The sequence below is a fragment of the Sphingobium sp. D43FB genome, from assembly GCF_002312805.1.
Classification (GTDB): Bacteria; Pseudomonadota; Alphaproteobacteria; order Sphingomonadales; family Sphingomonadaceae; genus Sphingobium.
In genome coordinates, this window is sequence record NZ_NMUA01000005.1 from 13,440 (window position 1) to 34,644 (window position 21,205).

Sequence of the window (21,205 nt, forward strand, 5' to 3'; positions counted from 1 at the left end):
CCATCGCGTCGGCGTCGCCAGCCCGTTATCGGGCATTGACAATCGCGACTTGTCTTACCAATGGTAACGCTATCAGCGATAATCCGGCAAGCAGAAACGTGACAGCTCGGTAAAATTGGAGAGGCGCATCATGACCCATCCCCGCACAATAGCGAAACGGGCGACGATTTCCATCGTCCTGACGGCGCGATGACCATGGCCTTTGCCCGTCGCCAGGCGCTCGGCCTGCTCGCGTCCAGCTCGCTCCTGTCGGCGACTCCGGCCATGGCCGCCAAAAAGGGCGGCCCGCTCTACAAGGACGCAACCGCGCCGATCGACCTGCGCGTGCGCGACCTGCTCGGCCGCATGACGCTGGAGGAAAAAGTCGGTCAGATCATCGCGCTCTGGGCGACCAAGGCCGACATCATGGATGGCCTGACCTTCTCCCCCGCCAAAGCGAGCAAAGCCTATCCGGCGAGCTTTGGCCAGATCACCCGCCCGTCCGACAAGCGCGGCGCGCCTGATGGGTCGCAACAGGCAGGCGGCGTCGGCGCGCGCTGGCGCACCCCGGCGGACACTGTGGCCTTCATCACCGCGATCCAGAAATGGGCAATCGAGGAAACCCGACTCGGCATCCCCGTGCTGTTCCATGAGGAATCGCTGCATGGCTATATGGCGACCGAGGCCACCAGCTTCCCGATGGCGATCGGCCTGGCGGGCAGTTTCGACCGCCAGTTGATGCACGACATCCAATCCGTCACCGCCCGCGAAGTCCGCGCGCGCGGCGTGCATCTCGCTCTGTCCCCGGTGGTCGATATCGCCCGCGATCCGCGCTGGGGCCGCATTGAGGAAACCTTTGGCGAAGACCCTTATCTGTGCGGCGAAATGGGCGTCGCCGCCGTGCTGGGCCTGCAGGGCGAAAGCAAGCAGCTCGGCCCGGACAAGGTGATGGCGACGCTCAAACATATGACCGGCCATGGCCAGCCCCAAAGCGGCCAGAACATCGCGCCGGCGTCGATCTCCGAACGCGAATTGCGCGAGAATTTCTTTCCGCCCTTCCGCGAAGTCGTCCGCCGCACTGGCATCGCCGCCGTCATGCCCAGCTATAATGAGATTGATGGCGTCCCCAGCCACCAAAGCAAGTGGCTGCTCGGCGACATCCTGCGCGGCGAATGGCATTTCGACGGCGCGGTGGTCAGCGATTATGGCGCGGTCCACGAACTCGACACCATCCACCATGTCCAATCCGACCCCGAAGCATCGGCGCGCGCCGCGCTGCGCGCCGGGGTGGATTGCGAATTGCCCGATGGCCTGACCTATCGGACGCTGGTGAGCCAGGTGCGCGCTGGCAAGGTGCCGGTCGAAGCGGTCGATATGGCCGTGCGCCGCATGTTGACGCTCAAATTCCGCGCTGGCCTGTTCGAGAATCCCTGGCCGCGTAAGGACTTTGAAGCGCTGACCGGCAATGCCGAAGCGCGCGCGCTGGCCTTGAAAGCCGCACACAAGTCGATCGCGCTGCTCAAAAATGACGGCACGCTGCCGCTGACGGCGGGCACACACAAGCGCGTCGCCGTCATCGGTCCCAATGCCGCCGTCGCGCGCCTTGGCGGCTATTCCTCTATCCCGCGCCAGGAAGTGTCGCTGCTCGAAGGCATAGAGGCCAAGCTCATGGGCAAGGCGCAGGTGGTCCATGCCCAGGGCGTCTTCATCACCCAGAGCGAGGATCGCTCGGCCGACGAGGTGCTGCTCGCCGATCCCGCCAAGAACCGCGCCTTGATCGCCCAGGCGGTCGAGGTCGCCAACAGCGCCGATGTCATCATCCTCGCGATCGGCGACACCGAACAGACCAGCCGCGAAGGCTTTGCCAAAAACCATCTCGGCGACCGCACCAGCCTTGATCTGCTGGGCGAGCAGAATGCGTTGTTCCTGGCGATGAAGGCGACCGGCAAGCCCGTCATCGTCTGCGCCATCAACGGCCGCCCGCCCAGCTATCCCACGGTCGTCGAAGGCGCGAACGCGCTGCTCGAATGCTGGTATCCGGGGCAGGAGGGCGGCACGGCCATGGCCGACATTCTCTTCGGCGACGTCAATCCCGGTGCCAAACTGCCGGTCAGCGTCGCACGGGATGAGGGCCAGATCCCGATCTTCTACAACCGCAAGCCGTCGGCCAGCCGGGGCTATCTGTTCGCCGAAAACACGCCGCTCTTTCCGTTCGGCTTTGGCCTCAGCTACACTCGCTTTGAATTTGGCAAACCACGCCTGTCCGCGCCGCGCATCGGCATAGGAGGGCAGGTGACGGTTGAGGTCGATGTCCGCAATGTGGGCGACAGGGCCGGGGACGAAGTCGTCCAACTCTACGTCCATGATCAGGTCGCCAGCGTCACTCGTCCGATCAAGCAACTCAAAGGCTTCGAACGCATCACCCTCGCGCCCGGTGAGAGCCGGACCGTTCGCCTGCCGCTCGGGCCGGATGCTTTCGCGCTGTGGAATCTCGACATGGACGAAGTGGTCGAACCCGGCCTGTTCGACATCATGGTCGGGCCGGACAGCGAAAATCTCCAGACCGTCACGCTCGAAATCCTCTGAACAGGACCACGCACATGCCTAAAATCCTTGATGCCAGGGTCATCGTCACCTGCCCCGGCCGCAATTTCGTCACCTTGAAGATCATCACCGAAGACGGTGTCTATGGCCTTGGCGATGCGACGCTCAACGGCCGCGAACTGGCGGTGGCCAGCTATTTGCAGGACCATGTCATCCCCTGCCTGATCGGCAGGGATGCGCACCGGATCGAGGATATCTGGCAATATCTCTACAAGGGCGCCTATTGGCGGCGCGGCCCGGTCACCATGTCGGCCATCGCCGCCGTCGATACCGCGCTCTGGGATATCAAGGGCAAGCTGGCGGGCCTGCCGGTCTATCAATTGCTCGGCGGAGCCAGCCGCGACAGTGTGATGGTCTATGGCCATGCCAACGGCACCACGATCGAGGATACGGTAGCGGTCGCGCTCGATTATCAGCGGCAGGGCTATAAGGCGATCCGCATCCAGTGCGGCGTGCCCGGCATGGCATCGACCTATGGCGTCAGCAAGGACAAATATTTCTACGAACCCGCCGATGCAGACCTTCCGACCGAAAATGTCTGGAACACCTCCAAATATATGCGCGTCGTGCCCGAACTGTTCAAAGCCGCGCGCGAAGCGTTGGGCTGGGACGTCCACCTGCTGCACGACATCCATCATCGCCTGACCCCGGTCGAAGCCGGACGACTGGGCAAGGATCTCGAACCTTATCGTCCCTTCTGGCTCGAAGATGCGACGCCCGCTGAAAATCAGGAAGCGTTCAAACTGATCCGCCAGCACACCACCACGCCGCTGGCCGTGGGCGAAATCTTCAATTCCATCCACGATTGCCGCGAACTGATCGAAAACCAGCTGATCGACTATATCCGCGCCACCGTGGTCCACGCCGGCGGCATCAGCCATCTGCGCAAGATCGCCAACCTCGCCGATCTCTATCAGGTCCGCACCGGCTGCCACGGCGCGACCGATCTGTCGCCGGTCTGCATGGCCGCCGCGCTGCACTTTGATCTGAGCGTCCCCAATTTCGGCGTACAGGAATATATGCGCCACACGCCCGAAACCGACGCCGTCTTCCCCCACGCCTACAGCTTCGCCGACGGCGCGATGCATCCCGGCGAAGCGCCGGGCCTGGGCGTCGACATCGACGAAGAACTGGCCGCCAAATATGACTATAGCCGCGCCTTCCTGCCGGTAAACCGGCTGGAAGACGGCACGATGTTCAATTGGTGATAGGTTTATCCATTCACATGTTGTTTTTCACGGCACCCACATCCGTTCGTGCTGAGCTTGTCGAAGCACGCGCGCGCCCTTCGACAGGCTCAGGGCGAACGGATGTTGGCGGAACTGGCGGGTGAACGAGTCGATGAATATAGCGATCCCCAAACCCTCCGGCAAAGTCCGCTGGATCGTCTGCGCGCTCCTCTTCTTCGCCGTGGTGCTGAGCTATGTCGACCGCCTCGTCCTGCCGACGCTCAAGCCAGACCTGCAAGCGCGCTATGACTGGAGCGAGAGCGGCTATGCCGATCTCGCCATCTGGTTTCAGGCGGGCTATGGCATTTCCTACGTCTTTTTCGGCCGCCTGATCGACAAGATCGGCGCGCGGGCCGGCTATACGCTGGCCGTGTCGCTATGGACCATCGGCCATGTCGCGCACATCTTCTTCACCTCGACCGCGGGCATGTTGCTCGCGCGCATCCCGCTCGCGATCGGCGAGGCGGGGACGTTCCCCGCCGCCATCGCCGCGACCAATGAATGGTTCCCCAAGAAGGAACGCGCCTTCGCGATCGGCATCTTCAACGCCGGGTCCAATGTCGGCGCGATCCTGACCCCGCTGATCGTCCCGATCATCGCCGTCACATTGGGCTGGCGCTGGGCCTTCATCCTCACCGGGCTGCTGACGGTCATATGGCTCGTCGCCTGGCTCAGCTTCTACCGCAGCCCGCGCGAGAAGAAGAGCCTCACCGCCGAAGAACTGGCCTGGATCGAAACCGATCCCGTCGAACCGCAACGCCCGGTCAAATGGGCGACGCTGTTCCGCCTGCGCCAGACCTGGGCCTATATGGCCGGGCGCTTCCTGATCGATCCGGTCTGGTGGACCTTCCTCTTCTGGCTGCCCGATTTCTTCAACAAACAATATGGCGTCAAGATGCTCGACTTCGGCCCGCCGCTGATCGCCGTCTATCTGCTGGCCGATGTCGGGTCGGTCGCGGGCGGCTGGGCGTCGTCGCGCTTCATCGGCAGCGGCTGGAGCATCAATCGCGGGCGCAAGACGGCGATGCTGCTCGCCGCGCTCTGCGCAGTCCCCATCGCCTTTGCCACGCACGCGCCCAATATGTGGGTTGCAGTTGCTCTAATTGGGCTTGCCTGCGCCGGGCATCAGGGCTTCTCCGCCAACCTGTACGCTTTGCCGGGCGACGTCTTCCCCCGCTGGATGGCCGGGTCGGTCGTCGGCCTCGGTGGCCTGGCCGGTGCGATCGGCGGCATGATGATGGCCAAGTTCGCCGGCGTCATCCTCGAAACCGTCGGCAGCTACGGTCCCATCTTCGCCGTCGCCTCCTGCGCCTATCTCGTCGCGCTCGCCACCATCCACCTCATCATCCCGCGCTATCAGGCCGTCGATAGCGCCGCCATTGGGGCTGAACCATGACCCGGCTCCTCCTCCTGCAAAAAGCGTCAACCAGTGTACGGGTCGCTGTCCGCTTGGCCTGCATCGCCACGGCCTTGGCCATCGGCTCTGCCCATGCGCAAAGCTGCACCCCGGCCTGGGTCGCTGGCTGGGCCTCGTCCCAATTCCGCCCCACCGGCGACGCCGCGCTCCCGCCCGGCACGCTGGCGAACCAGACCCTGCGCCAGATCGTCCGTCCCTCGGTCAGTGGCGATCGCGTCCGTGTCCGCCTGTCGAACCTCGCCGGCACCCGGCCGCTCCCCATATTGGGCGTCAGCATCGCCCGCGCCACCAGTTCCGCCGCGCCCACCATTGATCCCGCAAGCCGGATAGCCCTCCGCTTCGATGGCCAGCCCGACGTTATCATCCCGCCCGGCGCGGACTATCTCTCCGACCCGGTCCCGCTGTCGGCCAAAGCGCTCGACACGATCGCCGTCTCGATCCGCTACGCCGCCGCCGACCCCGAACAGACATCGCATCCCGGCTCGCGCGCCACCTCCTGGCATCTGCCCGGCGATCATCTGTCCGACCCGCAATTCGCCGGAGCCGCCACCTTCGACCATTGGTTCAACCTCGCCGCGCTCGAAGTCGAGCGCTGCGCCCCCGCACGACTGATCGTCGCGCTGGGCGACTCGATTACCGACGGCAAGAACAGCACTACCAACGGCAATGATCGCTGGACCGACCGGCTGGCCGAACGCTTGCAGGCCGACCCCAAACGCCGCCACATCGCGGTCGTCAATCAGGGGATCGGCGGCAATCGGCTGCTCGACGATGGCCTTGGTCCCAACGCACTCGCCCGGCTCGACCGCGACGTGCTGGCGCAGCCCGGCGTCACGCATCTGATCCTGCTGGAAGGGATCAACGATCTCGGCACGCTCACCCGCGAAGCCCCTGTCAGCACCGCCGCGCATCAGGCCCATGTCGCCCGCATCATCGGCGCCTATCGCCAGATTATCGCCCGCGCCCGTGCCAAAGGGATCAAGGTGATCGGCGCGACCGTCATGCCCTTCGTCGGCAATGATTATTATCACGCCGACGCCCAGAACGAAGCCGACCGCCAGGCCGTCAACGCCTGGATCAGACAGCCGGGCAATTTCGACGCGGTGATCGATTTCGATGCCACAACCCGCGACCCCGCACGGCCCGATCGCTTGGCCCCCGCCTATGACAGTGGCGATGCGCTCCACCCGTCGCCCCGCGGCTATCGGGCGATGGGCGACGCGATCGCGCTGGACCTGTTCGACTGACCGGCAGACGCTATTTCCGCCGTCCCCCGGCATCCAGCACCGTCTCCATCGCAACGAAGGTGGAGGTGCTGGCGACATGGGGCAGGGCGGAAATCTTCTCCCCCATCACCATGCGATAGCGCCGAATATCCGCCGTCCTTACTTTGAGCAGATAGTCGAAGCTGCTCGCGATCATATGGCATTCCTCGACTTCGGCGATCCGCCGCACCGCCATGTTGAACTCATGCAGCGCCGCTTCGCGCGTATCGCTCAGCTTGACCTCGGCAAAGGCGACATGGTCCATTCCCAGCTTGGCCGGATCGACGATCGCGCGGAACCCGTGGATCACGCCGGTTTCGATCAACCGTTTCAGCCGCACCTGGCATGGCGTCTTGGACAGGCCGACCAGCGCCGCCAGATCGGTCACCGTCATACGGCCGTCTTCCACCAGAGCGGCGATGATCTTGCGGTCGAATTCGTCCAGATCGACTGTTGAGGCGGCTTTATCCATCATTGCTGCCTAACATAGAGGCATGAATAAGTCACATCCGCCGCACAAACAGACCTGATAAGGCAGATCGACGCTACCATATGCGATATGATGTAGGGTATGACCGTCCAGCCCCCCTTTGCCGCCTTCGCTCCTGCCATCCGCGCCCAATCTCCGTTGCGGCAGGCGATCACCGACGCCTATCGCCGCGATGAAGCCGAGGCGCTGGCCCCGCTGATCGAAGCGGCGACGCTGCCCGATGCGACCCGCGCGGCGGCGCAGGAAACGGCCCATAGGCTCGTCACGGCCCTGCGCGCCAATCACAAGGGCAGCGGCGTCGAAGGTCTGGTGCAGGAATATGCGCTGTCCAGCCAGGAGGGCGTCGCGCTGATGTGCCTCGCCGAAGCGCTGCTCCGCATCCCCGACGCCGCGACCCGCGACGCGCTGATCCGCGACAAGATCGCCGATGGTGATTGGGGATCGCATCTGGGCACCGACAAGTCGCTGTTCGTCAACGCCGCCACCTGGGGGCTGGTGGTCACCGGCAAGCTGGTCGGCAGCGTCGATGATCGCGGCCTTGGCGCAGCGCTGACGCGCCTCGTCGCACGCGCGGGCGAGCCGGTCATCCGACGCGGCGTCGATCTTGCCATGCGGATGATGGGCGAACAATTCGTCACCGGCGAAACCATCAAGGAAGCGCTCAAGCGCGCCAAGGTGATGGAGGCCAAGGGGTTCGCCTATAGCTATGACATGCTGGGCGAAGCAGCGACGACGGCGGACGACGCCGCCCGCTATTATGCCGATTATGAACAGGCGATCCACGCCATCGGCAAGGCGTCGGCCAAGCGCGGCGTCTATGCCGGTCCCGGCATCTCGATCAAGCTGTCCGCGCTCCATCCGCGCTATGCCCGCGCGCAAGCCGACCGCGTCATGGCCGAGCTTCTGCCGCGCGTGCAGCAACTCGCCGCGCTCGCCAAAAGCTATAATATCGGCTTCAACATCGACGCGGAGGAGGCCGACCGGCTCGACCTGTCGCTCGACTTGCTGGAAAGCCTGGCGCTGCATCCGGCTCTGTCCGGCTGGAACGGGCTTGGCTTCGTGGTTCAGGCCTATGGCAAGCGTTGCCCCTTCGTCATCGACTGGATCATCGACCTTGCCCGTCGCGCCGATCGCCGCATCATGGTCCGGCTGGTCAAGGGCGCCTATTGGGATGCGGAGATCAAGCGCGCGCAGGTCGATGGCCTCGCCGATTTTCCGGTCTACACCCGCAAGCTGCACACCGACATTGCCTATATCGCCTGCGCGCAAAAACTGCTCGCCGCCAAGGACGCGGTCTTCCCGCAATTCGCCACCCATAATGCCCAGACGCTCGCCACCATCCATGCGATGGCCGGGCCGGATTTCAGCATCGGCACCTATGAGTTTCAGTGCCTTCACGGCATGGGCGAGCCGCTCTACGAACAGGTGGTCGGCGCGGGTAAGCTGGATCGCCCCTGCCGCATCTATGCGCCGGTCGGCACGCATGAGACCTTGCTCGCCTATCTCGTCCGCCGCCTGCTCGAAAATGGCGCGAACAGCAGTTTCGTCAACCGCATCGCCGACCCGGCCGTGTCGGTGGACGAGATGATCGCCGACCCCGTCGATACCGTCCGCGCCATGCCCAACCCCGGCGCCCGTCACGACCAGATCGCGCTGCCTGCCGCTATCTTCCCCGACCGCCGCAACTCAGATGGCATCGACCTCAGCGATGAAAAGGCCTTGGCGAGCCTGACGCAAGCGCTCCAGCATAGCGCGACGCTGGACTGGACCGCCGCACCGGAAGGCGGGGCGGGCGAGGGGCAGCCCGTCCGCAACCCGGCCGATCATCGCGATATCGTCGGCACCGTGGTCGAAGCAACGGTGGACGATGCCCGCGCCGCAGCGATCCGGGCGGCCGCATCGCTCTGGCGCAACACGCCGGTTGCTGATCGCGCCATCGCGCTCGATCGCACGGCCGACGCGATGCAGGCGCGGATGCCGATCCTGCTCGGCCTCATCGTCCGCGAAGCGGGCAAGTCCATCCCCAACGCCATCGCCGAAGTGCGGGAGGCGATCGACTTTCTACGCTATTATGCGCAGCAGGCCCGCACCACCTTCGGCCCGCAGCAGCAGGCGCTCGGCGTAGTCACCTGCATCAGCCCGTGGAACTTCCCGCTGGCGATCTTCACCGGCCAAGTCGCCGCCGCGCTAGTCGCGGGCAATGCCGTGCTGGCCAAGCCTGCCGAAGAAACGCCGCTCATCGCCGCCGAGGCCGTCCGCCTGCTCCACGCCGCAGGGGTGCCGACCGACGCGCTCCAGCTTTTGCCGGGCGATGGCGCCATCGGCGCCGCGCTCGTCGCCGCGCCGCAAACCGCGGCCGTGATGTTCACCGGATCGACCGATGTCGCCCGCCTGATCCAGCGCCAGCTTGCCACCCGCCTGTCGCCGCAGGGCAGACCGATCCCATTGATCGCCGAAACCGGCGGGCAAAATGCCATGATCGTGGATTCATCGGCGCTCGCGGAACAGGTCGTCGCCGACGTCATCGCCTCGGCCTTCGATAGCGCGGGCCAGCGCTGCTCGGCGCTGCGCGTCCTGTGCCTGCAGGAGGATGTCGCCGATCGCACATTGACGATGCTCAAGGGCGCGCTCGCCGAACTCAGCCTTGGCCGCACTGATGCGCTCAAGGTCGATATCGGCCCGGTCATCACGGCCGAAGCCCAAGCGGGCATCAACGCCCATATCGACGCGATGCGGGCGATGGGACGGGCGGTGGATCAACGCCCGCTGCCGCCCGAAGCCGCGCACGGCACCTTCGTTGCGCCGACCATCATCGAGATCGACAGCCTGACGGATCTGGATCGCGAAGTCTTCGGCCCGGTCCTGCATGTCCTGCGCTTTCGTCGTGATGGATTGGACGCGCTTGTCGGTGCGATCAACGCCACCGGCTATGGCCTGACCTTCGGGCTGCATACCCGTCTGGATGAAACGGTCGCGCGGGTGACGCGCCGGGTGAAGGTCGGCAATATCTATATCAATCGCAATGTCATCGGCGCGATCGTCGGGGTTCAGCCCTTTGGCGGCTGTGGTCTGTCCGGCACTGGGCCGAAGGCTGGCGGACCGCTTTATCTGGGGCGGCTAGTCACCACGTCGTCGGTTCTGGCAACGCGGGTCAGCCGGTTGCAAACGCCGCTCCACGCCTTTGCCGACTGGCTTGATGCGCAGGGCTATGGCGAGGCCGCTAGCGAAGCGCGCCGGGCAGGCGATGCGTCGGCGCTGGGTGTCGAAATGACGCTGCCGGGGCCGGTCGGCGAGCGCAATCTCTACACCCTCCATCCGCGCGGGGCGATGCTGCTGCGCCCTGCTACCCGTGCCGGACTGTTCCGGCAGATGGCCGCGATCCTTGCCACCGGCAACAGCGCGACGGTGCAGGGCATGACGGTCCCGCCAAGCCTGCCGCCGGAGGTGGCTGCGCGCTTCACGGCAGAGGCCAATGCGCCCATTGCCGCTATCCTGGTCGAGGGAGACGCCGAGCGCGTCGCCGCTGCGGTCCAGGCCGCCGCTGACCTACCCGGCCGGATCGTGCCGGTCCATGCCGAAACGGCGGATGGCTATTGTCTCGACTGGTTGCTGGAGGAAGTCTCCACCTCGGTCAACACGACGGCGGCAGGGGGCAATGCCAGCCTGATGATGATCGGCTAAAGGCTCAGCCTCCGATCGTCACCTGCAGCCGGGAAATGCGCGAGCGGTGGATGCGCCAGCGGCCATCCACCCGCTTATAGTCTTCATGATAATGGCCGCACCCGTGCAGGGTCATGCTGGTCCCGCTGGCATCCCAAATCTGGTCCTCCATCGCGATCACGCCGCGCGCGTCATCGGGACCGATGATCTCGACTTCATGGCCATGGCCATGATGAACCGTGCGTTGCGTGCCGATCGCGGCCTGGATGAACGTGATGATGGTGTCGCCGCCTTCATAGACCCAGTCGTTGCTCTCCGCCGCCCGGCCTTCGTCGCCCTTGCCGTCGATGCTGAGCGATGCGCGTGCGTCGAACAGGGCGTCGTCGCAGAAGACGTCGCGCAATCCGGCCCAGTCCTTATTGTCCATCAAGCGGAAATAGCGGGCCTTGAGCTGTTTGATCGCCTCGATCGCCAGCAATGTCTCGACGCCGTCCATGTGACCATCTCCCATCGATTATAGCGCGCTCTTATGCGGTCGAACATCGTCCCGCCCCACCTGCGACAAGTGCCAGCCCGCGCCGCCTGACAGAAGTGCAAGGCGACGGGGCAGGCCATGACGCCTATCCCTTGGGTTCAAGAATGCCAGCAGGAGAGAGCAGCATGGACCAGCCCGCCATTCATCCGCTGACCATGGACGGTCGCGATCCCGCCGCGCTGCGCGGCGATCCGATCAGCGGCGATCGCTATACCAGTCGCGATTTTATGCAGCAGGAATGGGACCATTTGTGGACCCGGATCTGGCATGTCGCGGGGCGGACGGCGGAGTTGGAGGAGCCGGGCGACTATGTCGTCCACGACTTCCGGCATGAAAGCGTCATCTGCATTCGACAGGACGACGGAAGCATCAAGGCCTTCTACAATGCCTGCGGGCATCGCGGCATGCGCCTGACCGATGGCAGCGCTTTTGCCGAGGCGCTCACCTGTCCCTATCATGGCTGGAAATGGGGCAAGGACGGCATGCTCCAATATGCGCAGGACCCACATGATTTTCCGCAAGGCAACCCCTGCGGCAAGTTGAAGCTCAAGGAACTGCGCTGCGCCACTTGGGGCGGGTTCGTCTGGTACACGATGGACGATACCGCGCCCGACTTGCTCGACTATCTCGCGCCGATGCCGGAGCTTTACAAAAATTACCCGATGGACACGGGCGTCCGGGTGTTCTGGATGAAGATCAACCTCAACACCAATTGGAAGTTCGCGACCGACAATTTCTCCGAAAGCTATCACACCCGCACCGCTCATCCGCAGGTGCCGCCATGGATCGACCAGGATGTCGATACCGCCCGGCATGAAATGTATCCAGCAGGCCATGGGCGCACGGTCCAGCCGATGCGGCCCTCGCTCAGCGACCGGCTGCCCGACGGCGTGCCGCATCCGTTCGACCATATCCTGCGCCAGTGGGACATCGACCCGGACAGCTACCCGGACTATGAGACCAAGGCGATGCAGGGGTGGCTGGACCTCAAGGCGGCCAAGCGGCGGCTATGGCGCGAGCGGGGCTATCTCCATTATGAACATATGGACGATGAGCAGATCACGGACAGTCCGCATACGGTGATCTTCCCCAATGTCACCATTTCCTTCCTGCCCGACAATATCCTGTTCTTCCGCACCGAACCCCATGCTGATGATCCGGGCAAATGCACCTTCGATCTATGGTGCATGGCCTTTCCGGTGGCGGGGCAGACGCAGGTGGAATCGATCATGGCGGGACCACAACCGTTCAGCGAAGCGGACATGCTTTGGCGTGATTTCGACAATGGCCGGGGCGTGCCGGAGATTGAGGGGCAGATCGTCTATCAGGACATGATGCTGGCCGAAGGGATGCAGCGGGGAATGCATTCGCGCGGCTATGGCGACGCTTACCTCAGCGCGCAGGAAACGCGGGTTCGCTATTTCCATGAGGTGTTGAACGACTATCTGGCGGGACGGCGCTAGGCGCCGTCCCATGTCCATTCGGTTATAGTTTCAGGATCATCTTGCCGTCGTTGGTGCCGTCGAAGAGGCGCATGAAGGCGGGGTAGGCGTTGTCTATGCCCTGTTCGATATGTTCGTCGAACACCAGCTTGCCCTCGCCGATCAGCGCGGCGATGGCCTGGCTGCCTTCGGGGAAGCGGTCGGCATAGCGGGCGATGAGGAAGCCGCGCATGGTGGCGGTCTTGACGATCAGCTGCCAGATGTTGCGCGCGCCGTGGGGCGCGCCATTATATTCGGAGATGAGGCCGCACAAAAGGATTTGTGCGTCCTGGTTGATGTGGCGCAAGGCCGCGTCGAGGCAGACGCCGCCGACATTTTCGAAGACATGATCGATGCCGTCCGGGCAGGCCGTGGCGATGGCGTCGGCGAGCGCTGCTTCGTCCTTGCCGCGATAGTCGATCGCCGCGTCGAAGTCATAGCGGTCGGTCAATCGCGCGCATTTGGTCGCGCCCCCGGCAATGCCGACGACCCGCGCGCCGCGCAATTTGGCGAGTTGCCCTACCATCGAGCCGACCGCGCCCGCCGCGCCGCTGACCAGCACGGTCTGGCCGGGACGGGGCTGCATCGCGTCGCTGACACCGAACCATGCGGTGAGGCCGACCGCGCCCATGGCGGACAGATAGCTGGTGACAGACGGGGCCGCCGACACGTCGATCGGGTGCATGAAGTCATTGGGGGTGACGAGGCTATATGCCTCGATCGCGTTCAGCCCCATGACCCAATCGCCCGGCTTGAAGCGATCGACGCCGCTCGCCTCGACCGTGCCGATGGTGGAGGCGCGCACCGGATCGCCGATCGCGATGGGCGGCAGATAGCTTGGCGCATCGTCGAGCCAGCCGCGGATGGCGGGGTCGAGCGAGGCATATTGGTTGCGGATGAGGATTTCGCCGGGGCCGGGCGTGGGGACGGGACTGTCCTCCAACCGGAAGTCGCTTTCGCGCGGCGAGCCATCGGGGCGGGAGACGAGGAGGAAACGGCGATTGACGGAGGCGGTCATGATGCGGTGTTTCCCCAGAGGCTATGAACGGGATCGGTCGGTCCCTGTGCGCCGCGCAGGAAACCGGCATAAAGGTCTTCGCCGCCACCGGCGGGCTGGCGGACGACCCAGTCGCACACGAAGCGCCGTTCGATAAACTGCCATGTGCCGTTGGTGCGGACGAAGCGGTCGAGATAGCGGCCGCCGGTCAGCATATGGATGGGGTCGCCCTCCTGCCCGCGCGGAGTGGCGAGCGCGGTGACATAGGTTTCGCCCTTCGCGCTGTCGCCATCGACCTCCACCCATTGATGCGCATTGGCGTGGCTGGTCTGGGTGAAAACGGTGCGGACGATGGCGCAGATTTCGCGGGCAAAATCCTGGCCGCTGCCGTTGAAGGGGCCGCTTTCGACATGGCTGTCGGCATGAAAGAGCGAACCCAGCAACGCCGCATCGGCACGATCGACGCCCCGGCAATAAGCGGCGGTCAGGTCGGCAATCTGCTGCTTCGCGACGAGGGCGTCGATCAGCGCGGGATCAGTCATGGATGCCGCAGACGTCGTTCAGCTTTTCATGGAACATCTGCACCCGCTTTTCCTGATTGGGCAGGATGCCGCCGGTAAAGCCGCGCGAATGGAGCCCGAGTTGCTGGCCGATCGCGACGCTCATATCCTGATCAGCGACATCGCCCAGCGACCTGGTGCCGAACTCGATCTTTTCGCGCTCGACATGTTCGAAGGGGGTTGGCCCCATCGGTCCCATCACAACATCGCTGCCGGGCATTTCATGCGCCATGAACCAATGGTCGAAGATGCAGCGTTCCGGGTCGGTCGGGTGCGGTTCGGACCGCAATAGCTGGAATCCGTCCGGCCACATGGTGAAGGTGATGTTGGGGAAGAGCGTATAGTGGTGATAATCCACAATCTCGCTGTCGCCCATGGTCGCATAATGGGCATAGCCCTTTTCCGCGCCCAGCTTGCGCTTTTGCGCGAGGATGGCGTCGCGCGCCTGGCTGGCGCGGCCTTCATAATCCTTGGGGTCCAACTCCCAATATTCGAGCGCCTGGGCGAGCGGCATTTCGAGGATGTCGGAGGTGGGATAGCGGCCCGATGGCTTGAGGCCGCGCATGATCATGCAATTATGGCCTTCGGGGTTCATCTCGAAGATGGTGCCTTCGAGCGCGTCATCGATCGACCCGGCGATTTGCGGGTGGAGATTAGGGAGGTGATAGCTTTCGTTGAAATTGTCGCGGATGATCTTCCAGTTGCACGGCACGTCGGAACTGAGCGCCAGCACGCGCGTCATCTTGCCCATCTGCCATTGTTCGAGCTGTTCGCCCGCTGCGCCCAGCCATGTCTTGAGCGGCGCGGCATCGCGATCCATGGTGAACCAGACGAAGCCGCCCCAGACGGTGCAGGGAATTTCCTCCAGCTTCACCTTGCCGCAGGGTGAGCCGCCGGGAAAATCATCGGGGTCTTGGACATGGGCGAGCGTGCCGTCGGGCGCATATTTCCAGCCATGATAGCCGCAGGTGAGGAAGGGGGAACCGCCGACTTCGGTCCAGGCGAGGCGATAACCGCGATGCTTGCAGGCATTGTAGAAGGCTTTGACCGATCCATCCTCCTGGCAGAGCATGACCACCGATTCCCGGCCGATATTATGGGTCAGGAAGTCGCCTGCCTCTTCAAGGTCGGCGGCCATGCCGCCGATATGCCAGGCCTTGGTCCAGACATGCGCCCATTCAGCGTCTGCCCAGCGTTTTTCATGATAGCGTTCGCCCGTGATGCGGTCACCGCGCACGGGCGGATCATAGGCGGCAATCGCGCGGCCCAGGAAAGACTCGATGGTCATGATACCCTCTCGCTATTTTTTAGTTGAACGATCGACTAAATTTACCCCGATCGGTTGCTGCCTGTCAATATCTTCGCCATAGCTGTCCGATGGGCAGGAAAGCGTTGAAACTAGCGGAAACGACAGGTGGGCCGGAGGGGGCGGCGGTGCCGAAACTCGATCGGCGGCGGGCACCCGATACGGCGGCCAGGATATTGGATGCGGCTGAGTCGCTCTTTTCGATCCGGGGCTATCATGGCGTGTCGTTGCGCGACATTGCGACGCAGGCCGGGGTGCAGGTGGCGCTGACCCATTATCATTTCGGGTCGAAGGAAGATTTGTTCGGCGCGGTGATCGACCGGCGCGCCGACGCGCATGTGGCGGGCATGGCGGACGCGCTGGTGCAGGCGCGGCAGGTTGCGGGCGACCAGGCGACCCTTCGCCGCGCGATCATCCGCGCCTTCATCACGCCGATCGTCGACCGATCGATGCGCGGCGGGACGGGGTGGAAAAATTATATCCGCCTGATGGCGCTGGTGGCGAACATGCCGCAGCAGGAAGCGTTCATATCGCCGTTTCGCCAGCATTTCGACGATGTGATCGCCGCCTATGTCGAGGCATTGCGCGCGCTGCACCCGGAGATGGACGAGGGCGATGTGCAGTGGGGTTTCTTTTTCTTCCAGGCGATGATCACGCATATATTGGCCGAAAGCGGCATGTTGGATCGCCAGTCGGGCGGGCGGTTCAGCTCCAGCGATCTGGACGCGATGGTCGAGCGGATGGTCGATTTCGTCGGCGCGGGCTTCACCGGACTGGTGCGGGAGGCCTAGCATAAAGCCGAGTTTGGCGCATCGTCCCGGCCCGTTACCTTGGCGCATAAAATAGATGCGCGAAGGAAGAGATGATGGGCAGGTTGAACGGCAAATTGGCGCTGATCGTCGGTGCGGCTGGCAAGGATAATATGGCGCAGGTCATCGCCCGCCGCCTGACCGCCGAAGGGGCGCGGGTCGCGGTGGCGGGGCGCAAGGCCGACGCGCTGTCCGCCTTTGCCGACGAGATTGGCGGGGTCGCCGTCGCCTGCGACATGACCGATCAGCAGAGCATAAAGACGGCGGTGTCCGACGCCGAAGCGGCACTGGGCGGGGTTGATATTGCGATCAACGCGACCGGCTGGGGATTGCTCAAGCCGTTTCTGGAGACGACGCAGGACGATCTGGACGCCATGTATGCGCTGCAACTGCGCGGGCCGTTCCAGTTTTTCCAGGCGCTGATCCCGGCGATGGAGCGGCGCGGCGGCGGGTCGATCATCCAGATCAGTTCGGCGACCGCGACGATCATGTTCCACGACCATGCGGCCTATATGGCGACCAAGGCTGGGACCGACCATCTGGTCCGCACCGTCGCCAATGAATTTGGGAGCATGGGCATTCGCGCCAACAGCGTGTCGCCCGGCATCACTGAAACGCCGATGACAGCGGATGCGGCGGCGGTGCCAGGGTTGATGGATGCGTTTCGCAAGGGCTATCCGCTGGGCCGCTATGGCACGTCGGACGATGTGGCCGAGGCGTGCCTGTTCCTGGCCAGCGACGCCTGTTTCATGACCGGGCAGAATTTGCAGGTGAATGGCGGGCTGACGCTGCGCGCCAATCCGACCAAGGCGGATATTGAGGCGTCGGTCGCCGCCGCGATGGCTGCCGCCGGGGCGTGACGCGCCCGCTGCCACCGCTCTGCATGGCGTCGGGGATCATGCCCGACGCGACGCCGCTGCAATTGGTGGAGGCAGCGGCACGGGCCGGTTTCGATTATGGCGGCATGTGGTTCGAGGCGGCGGACTGGACGGATGCGACGACGCGGCAGGTGAAGGCGGCGCTGCGCGACACGGGCCTGCCGCTGATCGACATCGAAGTGGTGTGGATCAAGCCGGGGCCGCCCGATCCCGATCATCTGCGGCTGGTCGATGTGGGGATGGAACTGGGCGCGCGGAATGTGTTGTGCGTCAGCAGCGATCCCGACGATGGGGCGACGCGCGACAAGCTGGCGATGCTGGCCGAACGGGCGGGGGATGCGCTCCGCATCAATTTGGAATTCGGCATTTTTACCGAGGTCAAGACGATCGGGCAGGCGAGCGCGATACTGCGCGCGATCGATCATCCGGCGATGGGCCTGTTGATCGACGCGCTGCATTGGCGGCGGTCGGGCGGGACGCTGGCGGAAGTCGCGGCGGTGCCGCCTGCGTGGCTGAGCTATGTCCAATTATGCGACGCGCCCGACCCCGGCGCGGACCCGGCCGAGGCGGCGGCGATCCTGACCGAGGCGATCGACGGGCGCGTGGCGCTGGGCGCGGGGGGATTGCCGATAGGGGCGCTGCTGGAGGCGATGCCGCAGGGATTGCCCGTGGCGGTCGAGGAACGGTCGACCGCACTGCGGGAGGGGTGGCCGGACCTCAACGAACGGGCGGCGCGGATGCTGGCGACGACGCGGGCTTGGGTTGAGGGGCGTGGCCTATGAGGGCGACGCGCTTTTCTCTGCGCTAAGGGCGGCGAAGGTCACCACCAACGCGTCGCGCCAGGCGGGGCGGGCGGGGTCGTGCGGGTGGATTTCGGTTACGCCATGCAGGATGCGGCGATCGTCGATCAGCATGGCGTCGCCCGGCTGGGCCAGCATGAATTCGCCCAGCGGCGTGCCGTCGGGCGCGCCGATGCGGGTGACGCCTTCGCGCACATTGTTGCGTTCGACCAGCATGACGAAGACATGATCGACGCCGTCGCGGTGCAGCCCTTCGGGGGTCGGGCGGCCGACTTCGTCGGGCTTCGCCTCGATACGGAACTGGTGCATTTCGACATGCCAGCGACCCTGGGCCGCTGGGTCGAACTGCGCCGCGCACAAGGCGAAGATCGCCTGGCAGACCGGATTGTCGATGACCGCCTGCTCGACTGGGTCGAACCAGCGCTGCACGTCGCCGTTGAGCCGATTATAGTCGCGGCTTTGATAATGGGGCTGGTGCGGCATCCGCGCGAACGCGCCATGGTCGCACAGGAAGACGGCGTGGCGACGGCGGCGATAGCGGCCGCCATCGGCCATGTAGAGATCGGGGCCGAGATCGTTCCAACTGGCGGCGAAGGCGTGCCAATCGGCGGCATTGGCATGCAGCTGCGCGATCGTGTCGTGCCCCTCCAGCCGGGCATAGCCGATGGCGGTCATGCTGTCGCCAAGGGCGCTATCGGGCAGGGGCGGGTTATCTGTCATGCAAGGGGCCATAGTGCCCCTCGTGAACGAACGACAGGGCCATTTGCCCCCAGCCGGATCGTGCGCGTCAATGGCGGAAGAAGAGCGTCAGCGAGGCGACGTGATTGACGGCGGTGCGCCCACCGCGCTGATCGACCACTTGCGCCAGATAGCCGACCTCCGCCGTGGAGGCGCCGGGCAGGCCCAATTCCACCCCGACGAAGCCGCGCGCCTGATCGAAGCCGCCTTTCACGCCCCAGTCGGTGTCGTTGAGTGCGACGAACCCTTCGGCATAGACCAGCGCGTTGACCGCATCACTGCCCGGCCGCAGCGGCTTTTCGTAGCGGAGCATTTCGCGCACCCGCCAGCCCATATCGTCGCCGTCCGATCGCCAGCGCTGTTCCAGCCGGGTGCGCGACATGAGTTCGCCGCCCCAGGGCTTGCCAAGCGTCCAGTTGAGTTGCTGGAAGCTGCGATCCTCGTTCACATCCGCGCCGTTTTCGACCGGCGAGACGATATGGGCATAGCCCTGATAGACGGTGACGGTGGGGGACAATTTCCAGCCCAGCGCGCCGCGAAAGATCGCCTGATTGACCCGCGAGACGCCATCGCCGACGCGTGGCTGGATTTCGGCGAGATAGACGAGGTCGCCCTTTACCGATCCCATCGCTGTCAGGTTGAGCCAGAGTTGTTCGTCCTGGCTGGTCTGGGCGTGAGCGGGTGTCGCCGCGGCGATGAATAGCGCGGACAGGATGAGGGGTAGGCGGCGCATCGGCGCTCCTTTATTAGAATTGGCGCTGGGTCAGCGTCAGGTAATGACGCTGGGTTGGTCCATGCCGGTATAGCCTGCAATGTCGGCGACTTCCTGCGCAGCGGCGATCAGCGGGGCGAGGGCGTCGCCCGTTGCCATGCCAAGGTCGCCATCGGTGCCGACATAGCGTTCGAGATAGACGCGCAGGGTCGCGCCTTCGGTGCCGGTGCCCGACAGGCGGAATACGACGCGCGATCCGTCGGTGAACAGGATGCGGACGCCTTGGTTGCGGCTGACCGACTGATCGGTGGGATCGGTATAGGCGAAATCGTCGGCGCTCTTGATCGTGCCGCCGCTGTTGGTGGTGCCGGGCAGGCTGTCGAGCGAGGCGCGCAGCGCCGCCATTAGCGCGTCGGCCTTGTCCTTGGCGATGGCTTCATAATCGTGGCGGGCATAATAATTGCGTCCATAGGTCGCCCAATGATCGGCCATGATCGCAGCGACGCTTTCGCCGCGCACGGCCAGGATGTTGAGCCATAGCAGCACCGCCCAAATGCCGTCCTTTTCGCGCACATGGTCAGAGCCAGTGCCCGCGCTTTCCTCGCCGCAGATGGTCGCCATGCCCGCGTCGAGCAGGTTGCCGAAGAATTTCCAGCCGGTGGGCGTCTCATAGAGCGGCACGCCCAGCTTTTCTGCCACGCGGTCGGCCGCGCCACTGGTGGGCATGGAGCGGGCGATGCCCTTGAGGCCCGCCGCATAGCCGGGCGCGAGATGGGCGTTAGCCGCCAGCACCGCGAGCGAGTCGGAGGGCGTGACATAGCAATGCCGCCCGATGATGAGGTTGCGGTCGCCATCGCCGTCGGACGCTGCGCCGAAATCGGGCGCGTCCGGGGCCATCATGCGGTCGTACAATTGCTTGGCATGGACGAGGTTCGGGTCGGGATGATGATGGCCAAAGTCCGGCAGGGGCGTGCCGTTCATCACCGTGCCCTGCGGCGCGCCGAGCCGCTTTTCGAAAATCTCGACCGCATAGGGACCAGTCACCGCGCTCATCGAATCGAAGGCGAGGGTGAATCCGTCCGCAATCTTCGCGCGGATCGCGGCGAAATCGAACAGGCTTTCCATCAGGTCGGCATAGGCGGCGACGGGATCGACCACATCGACAGTCATGCCGCCCAACGTGGCCGTGCCGATCGTGTCGAGATCAATGTCGGGGGCGTCGAAGATCTTGTAGCTTTCTATCGACAGGGTGCGCTCGATGATCGCGTCGGTCACTTTTTCAGGCGCCGGGCCGCCATTGCCGATATTATATTTGATGCCGAAATCTTCGTCCGGGCCGCCGGGATTGTGGCTGGCCGACAGGACGAGACCGCCAAAGGCGCCCGATGCGCGGATGAGGTGCGAGGCGGCGGGCGTGGACAATATGCCGCCCTGGCCCACCAGCACCCGGCCAAAGCCATTGGCCGCCGCCATCTTCAGCACGATCTGGATGACTTCGCGGTTGAGGTAGCGCCCGTCGCCGCCGACGACCAAGGTCTGCCCCGCAAATCCGTCGAGGCTGTCGAACACCGACTGGACGAAATTTTCGGCATAATGGGGCTGCGCGAAGATGCGTACCTTCTTGCGCAGGCCCGACGTGCCGGGCTTCTGGTCCGTGAAGGGCTGGGTCGAAACGGTCTGGATCACGCGGGCATCCCTTTAGTGTCGGTTCTTGTCTCTATGGCCCGGCTGGACGGACCTTTTCA

The 21,205-nt window shown here is 64.5% G+C and carries 17 protein-coding genes; 9 read left to right on the top strand and 8 right to left on the bottom strand.

The window, feature by feature from the left end; translation table 11 throughout:
• Positions 1–189: 189 nt before the first annotated feature.
• The 4 genes from SxD43FB_RS05935 to SxD43FB_RS05950 all read left to right on the top strand — a co-directional run bounded on the left by SxD43FB_RS05935 (position 190) and on the right by SxD43FB_RS05950 (position 6,476).
• The gene (locus tag SxD43FB_RS05935) at positions 190–2,565 is read left to right on the top strand and encodes a glycoside hydrolase family 3 N-terminal domain-containing protein (RefSeq protein ID WP_096061397.1); all 2,376 of its coding nucleotides are present in this window, start codon (positions 190–192) and stop codon (positions 2,563–2,565) included.
• 14 nt (positions 2,566–2,579) lie between these two features.
• On the top strand, positions 2,580–3,791 hold the full coding sequence (manD, locus tag SxD43FB_RS05940) for a D-mannonate dehydratase ManD (RefSeq protein ID WP_096061398.1): 1,212 nt from the start codon (positions 2,580–2,582) through the stop codon (positions 3,789–3,791).
• Positions 3,792–3,924: 133 nt separating this feature from the next.
• Positions 3,925–5,208, top strand: coding sequence for an MFS transporter (locus SxD43FB_RS05945; RefSeq protein ID WP_096061399.1), 1,284 nt, complete (start codon positions 3,925–3,927; stop codon positions 5,206–5,208).
• Positions 5,205–6,476, top strand: coding sequence for an SGNH/GDSL hydrolase family protein (locus SxD43FB_RS05950; RefSeq protein ID WP_096061400.1), 1,272 nt, complete (start codon positions 5,205–5,207; stop codon positions 6,474–6,476). The genes SxD43FB_RS05945 and SxD43FB_RS05950 overlap by 4 nt, the downstream gene beginning before the upstream one ends.
• Before the next feature lie 10 nt (positions 6,477–6,486).
• On the opposite strand, the gene SxD43FB_RS05955 is transcribed toward SxD43FB_RS05950, so the two are convergent.
• Positions 6,487–6,966, bottom strand: a complete 480-nt coding sequence (locus SxD43FB_RS05955) for an Lrp/AsnC family transcriptional regulator (protein WP_037478016.1) — start codon at positions 6,964–6,966, stop codon at positions 6,487–6,489.
• Positions 6,967–7,065: 99 nt separating this feature from the next.
• On the opposite strand from SxD43FB_RS05955, the gene putA reads away from it, so the two are divergent.
• A complete protein-coding gene (gene putA / locus SxD43FB_RS05960; protein ID WP_096061401.1) occupies positions 7,066–10,665 on the top strand; it encodes a trifunctional transcriptional regulator/proline dehydrogenase/L-glutamate gamma-semialdehyde dehydrogenase in 3,600 nt (1,199 codons plus the stop codon).
• A 4-nt stretch (positions 10,666–10,669) separates the two neighbouring features.
• Here the strand turns inward: putA and SxD43FB_RS05965 are convergent, their stop codons facing one another.
• Complete coding sequence (locus SxD43FB_RS05965; RefSeq protein WP_096061402.1) at positions 10,670–11,140, bottom strand: nuclear transport factor 2 family protein; 471 nt, start codon at positions 11,138–11,140, stop codon at positions 10,670–10,672.
• A gap of 164 nt (positions 11,141–11,304) precedes the next feature.
• On the opposite strand from SxD43FB_RS05965, the gene SxD43FB_RS05970 reads away from it, so the two are divergent.
• Positions 11,305–12,642, top strand: a complete 1,338-nt coding sequence (locus SxD43FB_RS05970) for an aromatic ring-hydroxylating dioxygenase subunit alpha (protein ID WP_096061403.1) — start codon at positions 11,305–11,307, stop codon at positions 12,640–12,642.
• 22 nt (positions 12,643–12,664) lie between these two features.
• Here the strand turns inward: SxD43FB_RS05970 and SxD43FB_RS05975 are convergent, their stop codons facing one another.
• From SxD43FB_RS05975 to SxD43FB_RS05985, 3 genes are read right to left on the bottom strand one after another with little or no spacing between them, the layout of a single operon-like run.
• A complete protein-coding gene (locus SxD43FB_RS05975; protein WP_096061404.1) occupies positions 12,665–13,678 on the bottom strand; it encodes an NADP-dependent oxidoreductase in 1,014 nt (337 codons plus the stop codon).
• Positions 13,675–14,199 carry a nuclear transport factor 2 family protein gene (locus SxD43FB_RS05980; RefSeq protein WP_096061405.1) on the bottom strand — a complete coding sequence of 175 codons (525 nt, stop codon included), beginning with the start codon at positions 14,197–14,199 and terminating at the stop codon, positions 13,675–13,677. Before SxD43FB_RS05980 ends, SxD43FB_RS05975 begins: the two co-directional genes overlap by 4 nt.
• Positions 14,192–15,505, bottom strand: a complete 1,314-nt coding sequence (locus tag SxD43FB_RS05985; protein ID WP_096061406.1) for an aromatic ring-hydroxylating dioxygenase subunit alpha — start codon at positions 15,503–15,505, stop codon at positions 14,192–14,194. The genes SxD43FB_RS05980 and SxD43FB_RS05985 overlap by 8 nt, the downstream gene beginning before the upstream one ends.
• Positions 15,506–15,609: 104 nt before the next feature.
• On the opposite strand from SxD43FB_RS05985, the gene SxD43FB_RS05990 reads away from it, so the two are divergent.
• From SxD43FB_RS05990 to SxD43FB_RS06000, 3 genes are all read left to right on the top strand, one after another.
• Positions 15,610–16,314, top strand: a complete 705-nt coding sequence (locus SxD43FB_RS05990) for a TetR family transcriptional regulator (protein WP_176482682.1) — start codon at positions 15,610–15,612, stop codon at positions 16,312–16,314.
• Between the two features lie 74 nt (positions 16,315–16,388).
• Positions 16,389–17,192, top strand: coding sequence for an SDR family oxidoreductase (locus SxD43FB_RS05995; RefSeq protein ID WP_096061536.1), 804 nt, complete (start codon positions 16,389–16,391; stop codon positions 17,190–17,192).
• A complete protein-coding gene (locus SxD43FB_RS06000) occupies positions 17,189–17,992 on the top strand; it encodes a TIM barrel protein (protein WP_096061408.1) in 804 nt (267 codons plus the stop codon). Before SxD43FB_RS05995 ends, SxD43FB_RS06000 begins: the two co-directional genes overlap by 4 nt.
• On the opposite strand, the gene SxD43FB_RS06005 is transcribed toward SxD43FB_RS06000, so the two are convergent.
• The 3 genes from SxD43FB_RS06005 to SxD43FB_RS06015 all read right to left on the bottom strand — a co-directional run bounded on the left by SxD43FB_RS06005 (position 17,987) and on the right by SxD43FB_RS06015 (position 21,146).
• A complete protein-coding gene (locus SxD43FB_RS06005; protein ID WP_096061409.1) occupies positions 17,987–18,730 on the bottom strand; it encodes a 2OG-Fe dioxygenase family protein in 744 nt (247 codons plus the stop codon). The two genes, SxD43FB_RS06000 and SxD43FB_RS06005, sit on opposite strands and share 6 nt — an antisense overlap.
• Positions 18,731–18,797: 67 nt before the next feature.
• Entirely contained in the window at positions 18,798–19,481 is a 684-nt protein-coding gene (locus tag SxD43FB_RS06010) for a DUF2490 domain-containing protein (protein WP_096061410.1), read from the bottom strand.
• 36 nt (positions 19,482–19,517) lie between these two features.
• Positions 19,518–21,146, bottom strand: a complete 1,629-nt coding sequence (locus SxD43FB_RS06015) for an alpha-D-glucose phosphate-specific phosphoglucomutase (RefSeq protein ID WP_096061411.1) — start codon at positions 21,144–21,146, stop codon at positions 19,518–19,520.
• Positions 21,147–21,205: the final 59 nt, after the last annotated feature.